This is a genomic window from Nocardia sp. TBRC8007, from assembly GCF_056629435.1.
In genome coordinates this window covers 52,779-69,148 of sequence record NZ_JBWSOR010000007.1, presented here as the reverse complement: position 1 = coordinate 69,148, position 16,370 = coordinate 52,779, and the positions used below count along the sequence as shown (strand labels likewise).

16 protein-coding genes are annotated in these 16,370 nt (G+C 63.8%); 6 read left to right on the top strand and 10 right to left on the bottom strand.

Annotation, left to right across the window (positions count from 1 at the left end):
* Window positions 1-87 precede the first annotated feature (87 nt).
* Both ACX4ZE_RS09415 and ACX4ZE_RS09410 read right to left on the bottom strand, forming a co-directional pair.
* On the bottom strand, window positions 88-717 hold the full coding sequence (locus ACX4ZE_RS09415; protein ID WP_480272951.1) for a transglycosylase family protein: 630 nt from the start codon (window positions 715-717) through the stop codon (window positions 88-90).
* Window positions 718-1,147: 430 nt separating this feature from the next.
* A complete protein-coding gene (locus ACX4ZE_RS09410) occupies window positions 1,148-1,390 on the bottom strand; it encodes a hypothetical protein (protein WP_480272950.1) in 243 nt (80 codons plus the stop codon).
* A 202-nt stretch (window positions 1,391-1,592) separates the two neighbouring features.
* On the opposite strand from ACX4ZE_RS09410, the gene ACX4ZE_RS09405 reads away from it, so the two are divergent.
* Window positions 1,593-2,012, top strand: a complete 420-nt coding sequence (locus ACX4ZE_RS09405) for a cold-shock protein (protein WP_480273028.1) — start codon at window positions 1,593-1,595, stop codon at window positions 2,010-2,012.
* A 37-nt stretch (window positions 2,013-2,049) separates the two neighbouring features.
* On the opposite strand, the gene ACX4ZE_RS09400 is transcribed toward ACX4ZE_RS09405, so the two are convergent.
* The 3 genes from ACX4ZE_RS09400 to ACX4ZE_RS09390 all read right to left on the bottom strand — a co-directional run bounded on the left by ACX4ZE_RS09400 (window position 2,050) and on the right by ACX4ZE_RS09390 (window position 5,377).
* A complete protein-coding gene (locus ACX4ZE_RS09400) occupies window positions 2,050-2,631 on the bottom strand; it encodes a DUF2771 domain-containing protein (RefSeq protein WP_480272949.1) in 582 nt (193 codons plus the stop codon).
* Entirely contained in the window at window positions 2,628-4,514 is a 1,887-nt protein-coding gene (locus tag ACX4ZE_RS09395; protein WP_480272948.1) for an MFS transporter, read from the bottom strand. Before ACX4ZE_RS09395 ends, ACX4ZE_RS09400 begins: the two co-directional genes overlap by 4 nt.
* An 89-nt stretch (window positions 4,515-4,603) precedes the next feature.
* Window positions 4,604-5,377 carry a glutaminyl-peptide cyclotransferase gene (locus ACX4ZE_RS09390; RefSeq protein ID WP_480272947.1) on the bottom strand — a complete coding sequence of 258 codons (774 nt, stop codon included), beginning with the start codon at window positions 5,375-5,377 and terminating at the stop codon, window positions 4,604-4,606.
* A gap of 17 nt (window positions 5,378-5,394) precedes the next feature.
* Between ACX4ZE_RS09390 and ACX4ZE_RS09385 the strand changes: the two genes are divergently transcribed.
* Entirely contained in the window at window positions 5,395-6,318 is a 924-nt protein-coding gene (locus tag ACX4ZE_RS09385) for a DUF3027 domain-containing protein (protein ID WP_480272946.1), read from the top strand.
* 44 nt (window positions 6,319-6,362) lie between these two features.
* Window positions 6,363-9,161: a sacsin N-terminal ATP-binding-like domain-containing protein gene (locus ACX4ZE_RS09380; RefSeq protein ID WP_480272945.1), complete on the top strand. Its 2,799-nt coding sequence runs from the start codon at window positions 6,363-6,365 to the stop codon at window positions 9,159-9,161.
* 8 nt (window positions 9,162-9,169) lie between these two features.
* On the opposite strand, the gene ACX4ZE_RS09375 is transcribed toward ACX4ZE_RS09380, so the two are convergent.
* The gene (locus tag ACX4ZE_RS09375) at window positions 9,170-9,799 is read right to left on the bottom strand and encodes a TetR/AcrR family transcriptional regulator (RefSeq protein WP_480272944.1); all 630 of its coding nucleotides are present in this window, start codon (window positions 9,797-9,799) and stop codon (window positions 9,170-9,172) included.
* Between the two features lie 112 nt (window positions 9,800-9,911).
* On the opposite strand from ACX4ZE_RS09375, the gene ACX4ZE_RS09370 reads away from it, so the two are divergent.
* Window positions 9,912-11,960 carry a neutral/alkaline ceramidase gene (locus ACX4ZE_RS09370; protein WP_480273027.1) on the top strand — a complete coding sequence of 683 codons (2,049 nt, stop codon included), beginning with the start codon at window positions 9,912-9,914 and terminating at the stop codon, window positions 11,958-11,960.
* Window positions 11,961-11,976: 16 nt separating this feature from the next.
* On the opposite strand, the gene ACX4ZE_RS09365 is transcribed toward ACX4ZE_RS09370, so the two are convergent.
* The 3 genes from ACX4ZE_RS09365 to ACX4ZE_RS09355 all read right to left on the bottom strand — a co-directional run bounded on the left by ACX4ZE_RS09365 (window position 11,977) and on the right by ACX4ZE_RS09355 (window position 14,217).
* Window positions 11,977-12,216, bottom strand: coding sequence for a DUF2530 domain-containing protein (locus tag ACX4ZE_RS09365; RefSeq protein ID WP_480272943.1), 240 nt, complete (start codon window positions 12,214-12,216; stop codon window positions 11,977-11,979).
* A 320-nt stretch (window positions 12,217-12,536) separates the two neighbouring features.
* Window positions 12,537-12,938 carry a YccF domain-containing protein gene (locus tag ACX4ZE_RS09360; RefSeq protein WP_480272942.1) on the bottom strand — a complete coding sequence of 134 codons (402 nt, stop codon included), beginning with the start codon at window positions 12,936-12,938 and terminating at the stop codon, window positions 12,537-12,539.
* Between the two features lie 76 nt (window positions 12,939-13,014).
* Window positions 13,015-14,217 (bottom strand): GNAT family N-acetyltransferase, encoded by a 1,203-nt coding sequence (locus tag ACX4ZE_RS09355; RefSeq protein ID WP_480272941.1) that lies wholly within the window; start codon window positions 14,215-14,217, stop codon window positions 13,015-13,017.
* A 113-nt stretch (window positions 14,218-14,330) separates the two neighbouring features.
* Between ACX4ZE_RS09355 and ACX4ZE_RS09350 the strand changes: the two genes are divergently transcribed.
* Complete coding sequence (locus ACX4ZE_RS09350; RefSeq protein WP_480272940.1) at window positions 14,331-15,134, top strand: TrmH family RNA methyltransferase; 804 nt, start codon at window positions 14,331-14,333, stop codon at window positions 15,132-15,134.
* A complete protein-coding gene (locus ACX4ZE_RS09345) occupies window positions 15,131-15,427 on the top strand; it encodes a DUF2537 domain-containing protein (protein ID WP_480272939.1) in 297 nt (98 codons plus the stop codon). Before ACX4ZE_RS09350 ends, ACX4ZE_RS09345 begins: the two co-directional genes overlap by 4 nt.
* A gap of 34 nt (window positions 15,428-15,461) precedes the next feature.
* Here the strand turns inward: ACX4ZE_RS09345 and ACX4ZE_RS09340 are convergent, their stop codons facing one another.
* Window positions 15,462-16,190 carry a DUF6928 family protein gene (locus ACX4ZE_RS09340; protein ID WP_480272938.1) on the bottom strand — a complete coding sequence of 243 codons (729 nt, stop codon included), beginning with the start codon at window positions 16,188-16,190 and terminating at the stop codon, window positions 15,462-15,464.
* Window positions 16,191-16,370: the final 180 nt, after the last annotated feature.

Here is a 16,370-nt window from a genome sequence, read left to right as displayed (position 1 = left end):
ACCATGCGCGATTACGCGGAAGGGCCCCGCATGCACATCATGGCGATGCGAGGCCCTTTCGCGTACCGTGGTCAGGTTTCGTAGCGATCAGGAAGGCAGCAGTCCTTTGTTGGCTTGGTAGAAGTCGATGATCGCGGGGTCGAGCTGGATTCCGCTGGTCTTTGCGGCATCGATGAAGTCGAGAGCTTCCTTGGGTACCTGCACGCCCTGACCCTGCACGACCTGGATGGCGCGGTCTACGGCCGAGAACACCTGCTGAGTACCGTCGAGGGTCTGCGGGGCCTCAGCCTGCGGCGCGGACTCCCGGTGGGTGGTCTCGGGGGTATTAGGCGCGGTGCGGAGGGTGGGCGAGCTACTCAGGCCGAGCCGGGCGGAGCAAGAAGGCCAAGCTCCCCAACCTTGTGAGGCAAGGACCTTCTCGGCGACGACTATCTGTTCTTCGCGGCTGGCCTGGTTGGCGGTGGTGGCGTACTCCTGACCTCCGTGGGCATTCCAGGTACTCTGGGAGAACTGCAGCCCACCGTGGTAGCCGTTGCCGGTGTTGATGGCCCAGTTGCCGCCGGCCTCGCACTGAGCGAGTCGATCCCAGTCGGAGTCGGGTGCCGCGCTGGCGTTGCCGGCGAATGCCACACCGGCGGTACCGATGATCGCGCCGGTAACGGCGACCTTGGCTACCGTCTGTCCGGTCGAGCTTGGCTTGCGATGGCGTCCACTCATATCGGGTTCGTCTTCCTCTCGACGCACCTGCGACGTCTTCGGTTCTGGTTCGGACTGAGAGGTCGTCCGTTCCGCCCTCGCCCCTACTTTCTGTCGGGTGTCCGGTTCCCGCGGGGCAAGGCTCGGTGCGGCGGGCCGGTGATCGCCGGGTCTCCCGGCTGGGTACGACCGTACGACGATCTTCAGAAAAAATCACTATTTGGTAACCGGCATGTGTGGACAGGTTTCGGCTCGATATCGCGTGGGGAATGCTTTTATCGCAGCTAGAAGCATTGAGATCGAGTTAGGAATACGGCATTACCGTCTCGTGATCCACATGTTATGTGACGAGGATCACATAACATCACGGATAATGATCCGTGTCAGATGCCCGATTTGTGCCGCATCGGAGATATGTTCTCCGTTTTCTGCGGGAGTTATTCGGGAGCTGTCAGCGAGATCTCCGGCCTGAACTGAGCGCGAACACGAGGGCCAGAACGAAGCCGAGTGGCGTGAGCAGAGCCCCGAAATACAGCCATAGCCCTGGCGCAGTATCGGTGTAGATCGGGGTTGCGAAAATAGCGGCGATCGCCAGCAATCCCAGTGTGAATAAACACAGCGCAAGCTGCAGCAACCAATCGCCGCGGCGGCGCGGCTCGCCGCCGGGCATGGACGGAGTGGAAGGGTTTGTCACGACTCGACGGTAAAACTGGCGTGCTTACACTATCCGCAGCGGGGTAGACTTGATGGTAACCGCGTCCTGCAATCCTGCTGGGCGCGTTCTTTTCGCTACAGGAACAGAAGACCGGTCGTGGCGCCGCCGCGGAACCGGTCGGGCAGATGACGTAACTCGGGCCGGAGAGGTTCGGGTTTTCGATGACGAACGGGTGAGCGCAGTGCCGACCGGCAGGGTGAAGTGGTACGACGTCGAAAAGGGCTTCGGCTTCCTTTCCCAGGACGAGGGGGAGGACGTCTATGTTCGCTCGTCCGCGCTGCCGCAAGGTGTCGCGGCCCTCAAGCCTGGACAGCGCGTCGAGTTCGGTATGGCAGCCGGTCGTCGCGGCCCTCAGGCGTTGAGCCTCAAGCTCTTAGAAGCCCCGCCCTCGGTCCGGCAGGGCCAGGAACGCGCCGCGCGTAAAGAGCCGCCCGCGCGTAGGCACACCCCGGACGAGTTGCATGGCATGGTCGAAGACATGATCACGCTGCTCGAAGCAAAGGTGCAGCCTGACTTGCGCAAGGGTAGGTACCCGGATCGAAAGACCGCGCAGCGCATTTCAGAGGTCGTCCGCGCGGTGGCCCGCGAGCTCGACAGATAGCTGGTTTCCGCGGTGCCCAGTGGCGGGCATGAGTCGCTTACGCGGTGCTGATCGACCAAGCGGCGTGTGGGACGTAGAACTCGTTTCCTCTTTCGTCGCGGGCGAGGATCGGTAGCTGGAGTTCGACACCGAGAAGACGAAATCCGGGTTCTGGCGCCGAGTCGATAGTGACAGCGAGGGTACGGCCGGAGTAGTCGTCGTGGCTGATCACCCGCTCGGCACGGGCGCCGTTGGGTTGAGCGTAGATCAGCTGAGCGAGCCAGGGCGCGTCCGCGATTCGCTTCGGCAGCGACAATTGCAGCGGGAGACCGGCGGGGACTTCGAGCTGGACGGTTCTACCGCGGTGACAGTCCAAGGCGTCGGGGGGGCAGCTGAGCATCGCGAATACTGTGCCTTCTGTGGCGTGTTCGGGTAAAATGCTGCAGTCCTGCATGGTCACTGTGCAATAGCTGAATGGCCGGACAGTGACCGTTTGGCCATGCGCGTAGGCAGTGAGAGTGACATCGGGTTGGTCGGCATTGCGGATCAGCACCGCCAGCACGCCCGCGAAGGCGGCGGTGAGCGTGAGTGCAGCGGTCGCGACCAGCGCGACGATCGTGCGTGGGTTGGGCGTGCTCACCAGGTCGGGTCTCCTTGTTCTCGTTGGATATGTGTGGGTTCTCGCTGGATATGTTTGGTGTCGCCGGTGTATCGCGGCGTCGGGGCGTATGTACGGAGTGGGTACGCGGGGTCTTCGTCTATCCGGGCCACCGGAACCTCTTGTTCCGCGTGCTGCGGGCGGTTGCCGCCGAGGCCTGGTATCAGCGAGTGCCCACGGAAAGTGAGGAAAGTCTGTATCGAGCCGAGCACGAGTATCGCGGTGATCACCGCGAAGCCTTTCCAATAGTCGGTCGGTAGCAGGACGCCTGCCGCTCCGCCGACCACCCAACTCAACTGCAGCACAGTCTCCGACCGCCCGAAGCCGGAGGCGATGGATTCCGGTGGCAGGTCGTCTTGGATCGCGGCGTCCAGCGACACCTTGGCCAGCGCGCTCATAGCGGCTGCGAGCAAGGCGGCGACCGCCGCGCCGAGTAGGTTGTCCGCGAACGTCGCCAACAGCGCGGCCAGCGTGCACGTCGCGGTACAGCTGAGCACGATCAGCGAGGGCCTGCCGAGGGCGAGTCGGGCGCCCGTCGCATTACCTGCGAAGTTACCGACCGCCGCGGCTACACCGACCGCACCGAGCATGGCTGCTTGCTGCGTCGGCCGTTGCTCGGTGGCTTTCGCGACGAACGCGATGTAGAAGGTGAGAAACCCGGTCAGCACGCGGATGGCGCCGTTGCCCCATAAGCCGGTCACCACGGTGCGACCGAGTGGTTGCCTGCGCTTGCGCGGCGGCACGGTGGATTCCTCACTGGATGACAGCACCTCGGTATGCGCGTCGGCGCCGTGATAGCTCAATGTCGCGGGCACCTCACCCTCGGTGACTTCGACCCAGGACGGGATACGTAGGCTCAGATACGTTCCCGCGCAGGCGATCGTAGTGGCGAGAACTAGCGCGCCACCCGAGCCCGCGACCATGGCGATCAGACCAGCCAGCGCTCCGGCACCGATAGTGCCACCGACGAGGCCGAAAACTGTGAGCCGGGAGTTGGTGCGTACCAAGTCGATATCGGGCGGCAGCACCCGGGGTGTCACCGCGCTCTTGAGGACGGAGAAGGATTTACTGCCGATCATCATGCACAGCGCGAGCGGATAGAGCGCCCAGGTGTTGAACTCTATGATCAGTGCGACCGCGATGATCGCACGCGAGGCGAACGAGGTCGCCAGCGCTAGACGGCGGCCACGCTGCAGGCGATCGAGCAGCGGTCCGATCAGCGGGGCGATCACCGCGAACGGAGCGATCGTGATCAGCAGATACAGGGCGACCTTCGTTTTGCTTTCCGCGGTGGCACTGGCGAAGAACAGTGTGTTCGCCAGTGCCACCGCGATAGCTGCGTCGAGGGCGAAGTTCGCCATGGTCGCGTAGGTGAGTGCGGTGAGGCCCGACTTGTCCGCGCCATCTGCCTTCGCCGCGCGCTGGAAAGTCGCGATGCCCTTTTCGGTGAGTTCCTTGCCCCGCATAGCGGCGACGCGAGTCACAGTGAGCTTGCGGGGGACACGTTGTGAGCTGAGCGGAGTCTGGGTTTCGGTCGGGTCGACCGGCTCCTGGACCTTGGTTTCGGGCTGTTCCTGCGGGTCGAAATGCCGCGGTGACCCCGAACGGTTGGGAAAGTCATGCCGGGGTGTGCGATCGGAGACAGGCGGAATTCCTGGGCCCCTGCCCTGCGCTTGCGATCCGGGCTGGTCGGAGCGCTCGGTGCGGCTCTGCGCTTCCGAGCGCAGCGGGGGCAGCGGATTACGGCTGCGTAGCGTGTTGGGCGGTGGATACCGGTCGAAACCTGGATGCCGTTCGAGCGACGGGAACTTCTCGCCTTCCCGCCGATCACGGTCGGGACCGGAGGGTTCGCGGGAAGTAGGCACGCATCTAATTCTGGCGTACTTCCGCGAGGGGCGTTCACCCGCGCTCCATGATGTCGGCGGAAGGTAGCTTCCTAGTCGCTCCAGTTGGCTCACGAGGAGGTGAAGCGGACTTCGAAGATGGTCGGCCAATTCTTACCAGTGAGCAGGAAACGATCGGTTCCGGGCAGTTGGGCGATGCCATTGAGCGTGTCGACGGTGGCGCGCACAGTCGCGGGAAGCAGGCCGGCGGCATCGATAGCCGCCAGCACCCGGCCGGAGTCCGGGTCGATGCGCAGAATGGTGTCCGTGGGCCAGACATTGGCATAGACAGAGCCATCCGCCGCGCACTCGAGCTCGTTCAAGCGCGCGTTGTTGCTGCTGGTCAGTCGTACCGAGCCGATTGGAACGAAAGTGACCGGATCACGGAAGGTGAGCTGGTCGGTGCCGTCACTCATCACCAGTTGCCCGGCCCTGGCGCACAGCCCCCACCCCTCCCCGTCATAGCGCACCCTGCCGCGTTCGGCCAGGGTATCCGGATCTCTGGCGATCGCGATGCCGTCCTGCCAGGTGAGCTGCCACAGGGTGGTGTCGGTGAGAGTGATGCCCTCACCGAAGTACGGGGCGGGCAAGTCCACCCGCGCCAGCTCGGCTCCGGTTGCGAGCCGCGACGCGCGCACGCTGGATGCGCCGGACAGTCCGGTGCCTTCGTAGAGGATGTCGCCGCTGACCTCGAGCCCCTGGGTGAATGCCATCGGATCATGTGGCCTTGTGCTGATTATTTCGATGTTCATTCTGGGTATCGTGTCCTCGGCACCAGTGCATCCGCTCATCAGGAGCAGACTGACCAAGACACCGACGGCCCACGAGCGCCGATTGCGTTCCATACGGCAAAATGTAGGTTGTGAGCGCAGTTTCTGTATCGGAGTCCAGCGTGCGGCCGATTCTGGCTGATTCCGTCGATCTGGCCCGTCGTGCGCTCCTGGAATTGGAGTCGGATGTTGTAGGAGCGCACCTCGGTGTGATCGCCGAGGATGAGTATGCGGCGACCCACCGGTTCGAGGCCACGCTGCCCGGCTACCGTGGGTGGCAGTGGGCGGTCGTGGTGGCTGCCGCGCCCGACGCGGAGCAGGCGACGGTCAGCGAGTCGGCGTTGCTGCCCGGCCCCGATGCCCTGATCGCACCCGATTTCGTGCCCTGGGAGCAGCGGATTCGTCCGGGCGACCTCGCGCCAGGAGACCTGTTGGCCCCGGCCGCCGATGATCCGCGCCTGGTGCCCGGCTATGTCGCGTCCGGTGATCCGGTGGTCGACGAGGTCGTCTACGAGGTGGGCCTCGGCTGCACCCAAGTGATGAGCGGGCAGGGGCGCGAAGAGGCCGCCCAACGCTGGTACACCGAATGGGGTCCCGATTCCGATATGGCCAAGGCCGCGCCGTCCACCTGCGGACGCTGCGGTTTCTATCTGCCGCTGGCCGGGTCGCTGCGTGCCGCATTCGGTGTCTGTGGCAACGCCATGGGTGCCGATGGGCATGTTGTCCACGTCACCTACGGCTGCGGCGCGCATTCCGACACGGTGATTCCAAGTGGTAGTGGGTCCCCGCTGCACGAAGCTTATGACGACGCTGCTGTCGAATTGATCTCCCTGGATGGCGATGCGGAAGAGCCGAGTGCGGTACCGGTCGGCACTGATGTGGTAGACGAATCCACTGTGGTAGACGAATCCATCGAGCAAACGCTCGGCGCGGTCGGCCGATCCGTTCTCCCCATGGTGGCCGCGGTGGCTGAGGTCCCCATAGAGAGCGAGTCGACCCCATCGCCGCGGAGCTGACCGAGGCTGCCGATCCTTTCGGTACCTCGGCGCTGCGCGCGGCGGTGCTGGCCGCATGGCGTGATTCACCGACGCGGCTGCGCGAGGATGCCGCGACCGAGAACGATCTGGTGCGGGCGGGCTACCGCGATCGTCTGCTGACTGAGTTGGCGCAGAACGCTGCCGACGCCGCAGCCGAAGCGGGTGTCGATGGTTGTCTTTCCGTCCAACTCGAGGGGAATGTCCTACGGATCGGCAATACCGGCGCACCGTTGGACCGCTCCGGCGTGCACGCGCTCACCGCATTGCGCGCGTCGGAGAAGCCAGGTACCGGCACAGTGGGCCGTTTTGGAGTCGGGTTCACCGCAGTGCTCACGGTGAGCGACGACATCGAGGTGCGTTCGACCACAGGATCGCTGCGTTTCTCCCGCGAGCTAACCGAGCAGGCACTCGACTCAGGTGCTGTCAGGGTTCCGCCCGTCGACGTAGGCGAATTCGCCCCTCCAGTGCTGCGATTAGCTTGGCCGAGTACGACGCGACCCGCCGCTGATCTCGACACTGAGATCGTGTTGCGGTTAGGTACCGAGATAGACGCCGATGCGTTGCTGGCTACGATGCGCGCCGAAGCCGTCGACCTGCTTCTGGAACTTCCGGCTTTGCGGCGTATCAGGATCGGCACCGACGAATTCGTCAGCAGCGTCGAGGACCTGAGTGGTGGTCTGCACGCAGTGCATGTCGACGGTCCCGGTGGCGAACGAGGAACCTGGTGGCAGTACCGCGCGACGCGTGCTCGCTGGCTGCTGCCGGTACGGGATGGCGTGCCGGTGGCCGTCGCCACGGATGTGCTGCGCGCGCCGACTAGATCCGATGAGGCGCTGTCCCTGCCCGCACTGCTCATCGCCGATATCCCCATGCAACCGGATCGCCGCAGGTTGTTGCCCGGTGCCCGGCTGAACGACCTGGCCGAGGGCTACGCGGATTTCGCTCGCGCGCTCCCGCCATGTGAGCGCCTTGTCCTGGTTCCTTCCCCTGGTTTCGCGTGCAGTGCGGTCGATGCCTTACTGCGTGAGGCATTACTGCGCGAACTACAAACTCAGCCCTGGCTTCCTGTTGTAGCTACTGAGCGGAGCGTGCGGCTGGACAGTGCCACAGGCGCTGCGGTGGATTTCTGCCTCGATGGCGTGTCGATCAGCGCACCACAGGCCCGGCCATCCGACACCGCGGTCCCCACTCGTGCGTCCGTCTTCACCGGTCTGACCACGGAGTCGGCCGGCCTGTTCGACGACGTGGCAGGCCCGTTGGTGATTCCGGACCTCTCCGGCCGGACGCAGGCCGAGGCAATGAGCGTGCTGGACGTGCACCGACTGGGATTGGCGCGCCTTGCGGAACTGTCGGCAGGCTTGCAGCGGCCACCGATCTGGTGGCGGTCGTTCTATGCGGCGTTGGAGCCGTTTGTGTCGGATCCGCTCACGGTAGAGGAGCTCGGGGCGCTGGCGGTGCCGTTGGCTGACGGCAGGCTGGTCACCGGGCCGCGTACGGTGGTGCTGGACGATCAGCTGGATATCGCGATCCCGGTGCATTGGGCTCGGTTGGTGCACCCGGAGGCCGTGCACCCGCTGCTGGCTCGGCTCGGTGCACGGGCGGCTGCTGCCGAGGATCTCCTCGGTGACCTTGGGTTGCATGCCGCCTTGATAGACCACCCCGGCGATCCGGATACCGTTGAGGCTGTGCTGCGGCTCGCCGCGTATGCTGATCCGGCCGTGTTACCTTCTTGGCTCGGGTTGCTGGAACTGCCCGCCGCCGAAGGCGGGGTGCTGCCCGCTGATCAACTGCTGTTGCCCGGTGCTCCGCTGCGTGATCTGCTTGTGCCCGACGCCCCGTTCGGGACGGTCGGTCAGGACGTGGTCGACCGTTACGGAGCGGATACGCTGCGTGCTGTGGGGGTCGGCTGGGATTTCAGTGTGCTCGTCGATGCCGAACCGACCGGTCCGGACCATGATCTGCATGATGAGGAAGACTGGTGGGCGGCACTGCCGGATGATCCGCCGGAGCTGGTCGCGGTCCGAGATCTGGACCTGGTGGACGATGCCGCTTGGCCGGAAGCGTTGCGGCAACTGGCCGCAATGCCTCGCATTCGTCGTCTGCTCACCGATGCTGACGGGTACACCGCATGGTGGTTGCGCAGATACGCGCGGATCGACGGCACCCCGCTCGGTTTGTTCCGTCACCCAAGGAGTACCACATTCGCCGGGCTGCTATCGACGTTCGCCGTCGCCGACATCGACCCGGACGACTTCCTCGGCGTCCTCGCCCAGCCGGGATCAATTACTCATGAGTTGGCTGCCGCGTTGCTGGACGCGTTGGCCGATCCAGCGAAAATACCTGTGCCGGAGATAGTGTCGAGCGCACATGCCAGACTGGGCGCCGCGGTCGCCGCAGGCCTGCTCGAGCTCGCCGAGCTAGAGCCGCCCGATCGAGTGCGTGTGCTCTCCGGGCTGGTGGTCGCCGCAGAGGATGCGTTCGTTCTCGATCAGCCGTGCTTCGGCTTGGCGGTACCGCCGGACCGGCTGGTGGCAGGGGATATCGAAACCGCTTCGGCTCTCGCGACTTTGCTCGATGTGCCGCTTATCTCCGAGGCTGTCACCGCTGAGGTGGTCGGTCCGGGCCGTCGTGCCATATGGGCGGCGGAGCCGCTCGGTATCGTTTTGCGCCTGATGCTCCCCCGGCTCGCGTCGGAGACCGAGCTGGTTGTGCACGATGATCTGCTGGTGCGGTTGAGCGGTGCGATCGAGGCCACGGTCGAGGTGCCCTGGTGGCAGGAGGGTTCGACGGTCCACCTCCGCGCACCACACCTGCGCAGCTGAGCGGCAGCTCAGTACTCCGCGTACTCGGTGAGAACCTCGCTCAACAGATTCAGTTGCCTGCGCGCGCTGTCGCTATCACCATCCACCAGCCACCGCAGTACGGCACCGTCGATGACACCGAGAGTGAATCTGCTCAGTATCTGTACCGGGACCGACCATCGGGTGCCGGTCGCGTCACGCGCGTGTTTCAGGATGCCGGCGACAGCGGAGTCGTTGAACTCGTACTGCTCGCGTGCGATCGCGAGTTTCGCGGGGGTGTGCGCTCCTTCGCGCAGCGCGTATGTGGTGGTTTCGTAAGTGAGCAGCTGCCGCTCAGGAGTTTCTTCTATGTTGAGCCACAGGAGTTCCAAGCCGGTGCGGATCAATTTCTGAAGAGCTTCTTTTCCGCTTCCGATGCCTTGCCATACCGTTTCGTTCGCATCGATGGAGTCACGTAATTCCGTCGATAATGCTTTGACCAATTCGGTCATCAGTGCGTCTTTGCTTTCGAAACAGTAATGCACCACACCGAGCGAGACACCGGCGGCTTGGGCGACATCGCGAGTGGTTACACCCGCCACGCCCCTTTTTTCGGCGAGGCCGATCGCGGCCTCGATAAGATGGGCCCGTCGTTCTTCGACGCTCAATCGGGAGGACACCCAAGGAGTTAAGCGCCCGTGGCGCGCGCAGTCAATCGCCCGATGGAAAGAACCTTTGCTGGACGATTGACCAGTTGTGTGGTTCGCTGCATCCTACGAAAGAGAGATGAGCATGTCACTGTCGCGCAGAACTGTTCTGGCCCAGACCGCGATCGGTTCCGCCACGCTCATAGCCGTGACGTCGCCTGGGATGAGTGATGCGCTCGGTGCCGTGGCAGGCGCTACGCCAGATTCCGGCGGATATGAGATCGGCGTCGGGCTCTCCGATATCACCGGACCGGCCGCCGAATGCGGAATGATGGGGTATTCCCAGGTCGAGCAGCAGACCGCTGGTATTCACCTGCGGCCGCGCGCCCGAGCGTTCATCATCGGTAGTGCGGGGCGCCGCGTCGTTTTCGTAGTCGTCGACAACGGCGCGCTCTTCCCCTCCGTGCACCGCGGTGTGCTGCTCGAACTGGCCCGTCGCTTCGGCGATCTGTATACGGAACAGAACGTATTGCTCACTTCGACCCATTCGCATGCGACTTGCGGCGGCTCCAGCAACGACTACGCCTACAACCTGTCCATCCTGGGCTTTCAACAGCAGGTGTACGACGCCGAGGTGAATGGGATCATCGAGGCGATCGGGGCCGCGCACGACGATCTCGGTCCCGGCTCGCTCGCGCTCGGTCGCAGCGAGCTGCGCGACGCGAGTGTGAATCGTTCCCGGGTCGCTTGGGAGCTCAACCCGCCTGCCGACAAACAGCACTTCCCCGATGCCATCGATCCGGCGGTTACCGCGCTCACCTTGCGCAAGAACGGCAGAACGGTGGGGGTTATCACGTGGTTCGCCACTCACGGCACTTCGATGACCAACACCAACCATCTGATCAGCGGGGACAATAAGGGGTACGCCTCGTTCGCCTATGAGTACATCGAGCACGGTGTCCGCTATCTGGACGGTGAGCCTGCTTTCGTCGCCGCCTTTCCGCAGACCAATGCGGGAGATATGTCCCCGAACTTGAATTTGCGGCCGGGGTCCGGTCCTACCGACAACGAGTTCGAAAACACTCGCATCATCGGTGAGCGCCAATACCGGGCATCGAAAGAAGCAGTAGCGCAAGCGCGGTCGATGCCGGGTCCGGTCGATGCGATGCTCTGCTATATCGACCTGGCCGATATTGCCGTAGCCGGTCGTTTCACTCCGGACGGCCAACCTAGGCATACCGCTCCCGCTGCCGCGGGTGTTTCCCTCTTCGCGGGCAGCACCGAGGACGGTCCTGGGATACCTGGCGTGCCTGAGGGCGTACGCAATCCCTTGTTCGAGCCGCCCGGCGACCCCGTCCAGCCTCCTCCCGCATGGCTGACCGACGCCCAGGCACCCAAAGTGATCGCGGCGCCGCTCGGTTTGCTGCCTCCAGTGCCTTGGGTACCGAATGTGTTACCGATTCAGCTGGTGCAGATCGGTGAACTCTACTTAGCTGCCGCAGGGGGTGAGTTCACCATTACCGCGGGATTGCGTATCCGCCGGGCCGTCGCCGCGGCGTTGAACGTTTCCTTGGAGCAAGTGCTCACACAGGGTTACTCGAACGCCTATCACGAATATGTGACTACACCAGAGGAGTACGACTCCCAGCAGTACGAAGGCGCTTCGACATTGTTCGGCCGCTACACACTGTGCGCTTATCAACAAGAATTCACTCGCTTGGCCACCGCGTTCGCTGTCAAGCAGCAGGTACCGCGGGGCCCGGCCCCGCGTGATGTGTCCCAGTTGCAGCCGGATCTTCAGCCTGGCGCGGGCCCGGATACGGCTGCCCCGGGTCGTAGCTTCGGTGACGTACTGATACAGCCAGTCCCTTTTTACTACCGCGGCGGACAAGCAGCGGCCGAATTCGTCTCGGCGCATCCGAAACACGACACTCGCCGCAACAGTACGTTCTTGGCGGTGCAGCGCAGGAATGCCGCTGGTATGTGGGTGCGGGTGGCCAACGAAGGTGAGTGGGCCGTGAAGTACTACTGGAGCAGGCGTGGTGTGGCCGAGTCGGTGGCGCGGTTCACCTGGGATATTCCCCCCGACGTCGAGCCAGGGCGCTATCGCTTCCAGCATTACGCGACCCGCCTCGGTTTCGACGGCTCGCTGGCCGCGTTCACGGGGACCAGCGACGAATTCGAGGTGGGCTGAGCGCGGTCGGACCCGGCTACAAGCCGACCTGCGCGCCCTTGTCGCCGCGGCGAGCGCCTCGGCGCTGGATCAGATAGATCACAAGTGCGAGTACGCCGACCACCAGCCCCATCAGGCAGACCGGGCGAGCCGGTGCCCAGCGTTCATCGCTTACCCATACCACCACGGTGGCGATCGCCCACAGCGCATTGCCGATCGCGAGCACCGGGCGCGGGTCGGTCAGGCGCGGTGGAAGTTGCGGGACGTGCTGTGTCACAGGCTCGAGCCTATCGGTGCGAGTGGAGTGGTAGCTGGACCCAGCGGGCCAAGCCGCGCGGTCGATCGAGATGGAAACCTCCTGATGCAGTCGGATCAGGGCGGGCTGGGCCGAGGTCCGACAGTCATCCAGCTTGATAGTTATCGAATAGCTAACATTTATGTGGGAGTCGTCTCGACTGTCTGATTGTGATTTATGTCACTTTCATGCTGTATGGGTGTGTACGGCTCATGAACCCGAGGATCTCGTATCCGATCGGGATCTCGGTCGGTGTCATGAGTTCGGGTTCGGCTCAGCCGAACCGGGCAGTGTGGTGACGTCTATCGCCCGCCGAACGGCTGATCGCTGTCCACGATCTCGCGTCCTAGCGGGAACAGTGAAATAGGTATGAGTTTCAGATTCGCCCAGCCGAACGGGATACCTATGATCGAGAGGAACAGCGGAATGCTGGTGAGCAGATGGCCGAGCGCCAACCACCATCCGGCCACGATGAACCAGATGATGTTGCCGATCATCGACCCCGCGCCCGCACCTGGTTTCTCTACCGTTGTTCGGCCGAACGGCCACAATACGTAGATCGCGATCCGGAAGGAAGCGATCCCGAAGGGGATCGTGACGATCAATAGGAAGCAGATGATTCCCGCCACGATATAGCCGAGCGCCATCCAGAATCCGGCGAAGAGGAGCCATACGATATTGAGAACCAGCTGAATCAGCTTCATGGCACCAGCATGCCAGCCCCGGACTGCATCTAGGGCACTTCCACGTCGCTGGTAACGAGTACCGAGGTATGGGTGGTCAAAAGAACCAGCCGAGTGCCGCGTCCCGCTCCGTCCGGAAGGCGTCGTCGAATGCGCGCAGTTGCGTGGAAGCCTTGGCTCGTAACCGATTGGCCGCGGCGAATACGCGTGCGGAATGCGCGCCGAGATACATGCTGCCCAAGACATCGATATCGCACTCTAGGTCGGCCGCGCGGTCGGTCGGTTCGCAGACCACCTGTTCGTCCCGCACTCGTAGCGCGAACCTTCCGCCCGCATTCAGGAAGGGGTCGGTGATATCGAGCACCACATCAAGGTCGGCCGCATACGTGCGTGCCATCAGTGCGGCGGGAATATCCATGAGACGCAGCCACAGTGCGTCGTAACGAGCCGTCGTGCGAACCAGCCTCGGGTCGGACAGCAGATAGCGCAGTGGGTCATGGTCGGTGAGCACGGCCTGTATCCGCTGGACCAGATCCAGCCCGAGCAAGGCCCGCCACAGTGCCGCATGTGCCGCTGTGGTGACCGTGCGTAATTCGACGATATCGATCGTCTTCGTCAGACCGTCGGAGTGGAATCGGTACAGTGCGTATCCGTCCGCGTGTCGCATAGCGAACAAGTCGCTGCCGCGGCCACGAAAGCGCTGTGGGTCGTCGAATAGGATGTCCCAGCTCGCCGCGGGACGCGCTTGCGCGCCGGGAACCAGTCTGCGCCAACGATCGTAAATCGCTTCCGCCGCGGCGCGTATATCACTCGGCGCGCACAGCGTGACCCCACCTGGATCCGGTGCCGAGGGCCGGAATTCGGCGAACCGGCGATCGATGCTGACCGCGTTTTCCCACGTCGCCGGGCCGTAGCCGAACCGGCCGTAGATGCCGCCTTCACTCGCGGTGAACATGGTCAGCGGCAGACCTGCCGCCTCGATGCGCCGATGCTGTTCGGTGTACATGGCGCGCAGAATCCCGCGTCGCCGGTGCGTTGGTGCCACGCTGACGCCTGAGATACCGCATACCGGCACGGTCAGCTCTTCAGGTACGGTCACCGACAGAGTGGTCGACTGCGTACACCCGACGATCCGTCCGCCCTCGGTCGCCACGATGGAGTGTTCCGGCGGAAACAACAGCAGCGTCCTGCTCAGCTTCGCTGGATCGTAGCGGATGCCGAAGGAGGTCTCCACCAGCGTTTTCATCGCGGTCGCATCGTCCTCACCCGCGGTGCGAATCGTGATTCCCGGAGGGGGCATGCCTCGACCATCCCACATTCGCATCCGCGGTTGTACCGGTTTTCGCATGGCCGTGCGCCTGCCGGGTGCGCACTGACTCGGCCCCTGCCACAGTCGCGCGGCAGGATAGGGTAATGGCCGAAGTGATCGATATCGATGACCCTGCCGACCCTAGGGTCGACGACTTCCGCGATCTCGCCTCAGCCGATCGCAGACCTGATCTGCCCGGACGCAAGGGACTGGTAATCGCTGAAGGTGTCATCGTGGTCCAGCGGATGCTCGATTCGAGATTCACGCCGGTCGCTCTGCTCGGGGTGGAGCGCAGACGTACCGAACTCGCCGAAGATCTGGCTGCCGTCGATGCTCCGTATTACCGTGTCACGGCTGAGGTGATGGCCGAGGTGGTGGGATTCCATCTCAATCGAGGTGTGCTCGCCGTCGCTTACCGCCCCGCGGCACTCGGTGTCGAGGAAGTGACCGAGAAAGCGCGGACTGTCGCGGTGCTCGAAGGCGTCAACGACCATGAGAATCTCGGCGCTATGTTCCGCAACGCAGCCGGACTCGGGGCGGATGCGATCCTGTTCGGCGACCATTGCGCTGATCCGCTCTATCGCCGTTCCGTGCGGGTTTCGATGGGGCACGTGCTGCGGGTTCCCTTCGCTTCGTTACTGAATTGGCCGGATGACCTGGATATATTGCGGAGCAAAGGCTTCCGGGTCATCGCGCTCACTCCGAATCCGGCTGGGACGATACTGGCGACGGCGATGCTGGGGGAACGGGTAGCGTTACTGCTCGGGGCCGAGGGGCCGGGATTGACCGAGAAGGCTATGCGGGCTGCCGATGTTCGTGCGCGTGTCCCCATGACGCCGGGTACCGATTCACTCAATGTCGCGACGGCGGCGGCGATGGCTTTCTACGAGCGGGTGCGGATCGCGTGACCGATCAGCGACCGGAACCAGCTTATCGGGATCCGACACCGTGGAGCGCTGGACTTACCGTGGCGACCATGGTGGCATTGCTGTCGGCGGTCGCGGTGTACTCTTTCGGCATCGCTCTGGCCGAGGTGCATCCGCTGCTCGCATTGGCGGTGAACTTGATCGCGGTGGGGGGTGCCGCGCCGACCGCGTGGCGATGGCGCTGCACCCTGGTTGTTCGGTGGGTCCTTGCCGGCGTAGCGGCAGGCGTGCTGCTCGGGTGGACCGTGTTACTCGGCGCGTTGCTCATCACTTAGCGGTGTTCCACTCCAGGCGAGATAGACAAGGCGCCTAGCGGCGTCGGCCGGTCCCACGCAGTCGACTGAATAGCCCGCCTCTGCGCCGTGTCGTTGACAGCTTTCTTTGTTGTGTCTGGCTTGCTTCTCCCCGAGGGTGGAGTGTGAAACCACAGACGGGGATATCGCCTGGCGCGAGTGCGCCATCTGTAGCAGGTGCGTGATAACAGAAGCCGAGCCATTCGTTATTGGCGGCGTCGGCGAAGTCTGGTGGATCGAACGGCAACGTGTGCGGATCGGGTAATTCGCCCGCCCGCCATCGAACCGGATGCTCTCCAGCCCAGTACGGCCGTTCCCATACCATCGGTAGTCCTTCATCCTCTACGATATTTATCCGGGTCGAGCTGAACGCTCTGCGGAATTCGCCACGTTCCCAGTGCGCGAAGGCCCCCCAGCCGTGCGCCCTGTCGAACGACACCAGGTAGGTGTGTTCGGAGGCCAGGGGGCGTACCAGTAGCTCGGGGAGTTCGGTCGGATGGATGCGCGCGGCCTGGGGCGTGCACAGCACAGTCACGCCGGGAAAACAGCCGATGCGAAGTTCGTCGGCGGCAGGCCCCGCGTAGCTGGCCAGTGTGTCAACCGGTCCAGGCAGTATATCGAGGTCGTCGTGCAATTGTTGTGCCAGTGCCAGCGCGGCTTCGGGAGCCGGATCGTGGTTCGCACGCAGGATTGCCACTGGGTCGGGGGCATCGATGTACCAGAGTGACGAAGCCTTGGATAGCATTTCCGGTACCTCCCCGTAGCCGTACGAATCGAATAAGCCAACTCAGAGCAACGCACGGTCGCACCGAGAGGGACCGTGCCGCAGTGGCCTGTTCGGCATCGATGTGCGTTGTCGACTACACCGAAACCTACTCCGTACTGGGCACAGCGCGGCTTTACGCCACGGAAACCACCGAAGCGT

Excerpts from the sequence above, each read along its gene's own strand:
- ACX4ZE_RS09415 (WP_480272951.1), bottom strand. The coding sequence starts at position 717 with ATGAGTGGACGCCATCGCAAGCCAAGCTCGACCGGACAGACGGTAGCC.
- ACX4ZE_RS09390 (WP_480272947.1), bottom strand. The coding sequence starts at position 5,377 with ATGGAACGCAATCGGCGCTCGTGGGCCGTCGGTGTCTTGGTCAGTCTG.
- ACX4ZE_RS09370 (WP_480273027.1), top strand. The coding sequence starts at position 9,912 with ATGTCACTGTCGCGCAGAACTGTTCTGGCCCAGACCGCGATCGGTTCC.
- ACX4ZE_RS09360 (WP_480272942.1), bottom strand. The coding sequence starts at position 12,938 with ATGAAGCTGATTCAGCTGGTTCTCAATATCGTATGGCTCCTCTTCGCC.
- ACX4ZE_RS09355 (WP_480272941.1), bottom strand. The coding sequence starts at position 14,217 with ATGCCCCCTCCGGGAATCACGATTCGCACCGCGGGTGAGGACGATGCG.
- ACX4ZE_RS09350 (WP_480272940.1), top strand. The coding sequence starts at position 14,331 with ATGGCCGAAGTGATCGATATCGATGACCCTGCCGACCCTAGGGTCGAC.
- ACX4ZE_RS09340 (WP_480272938.1), bottom strand. The coding sequence starts at position 16,190 with ATGCTATCCAAGGCTTCGTCACTCTGGTACATCGATGCCCCCGACCCA.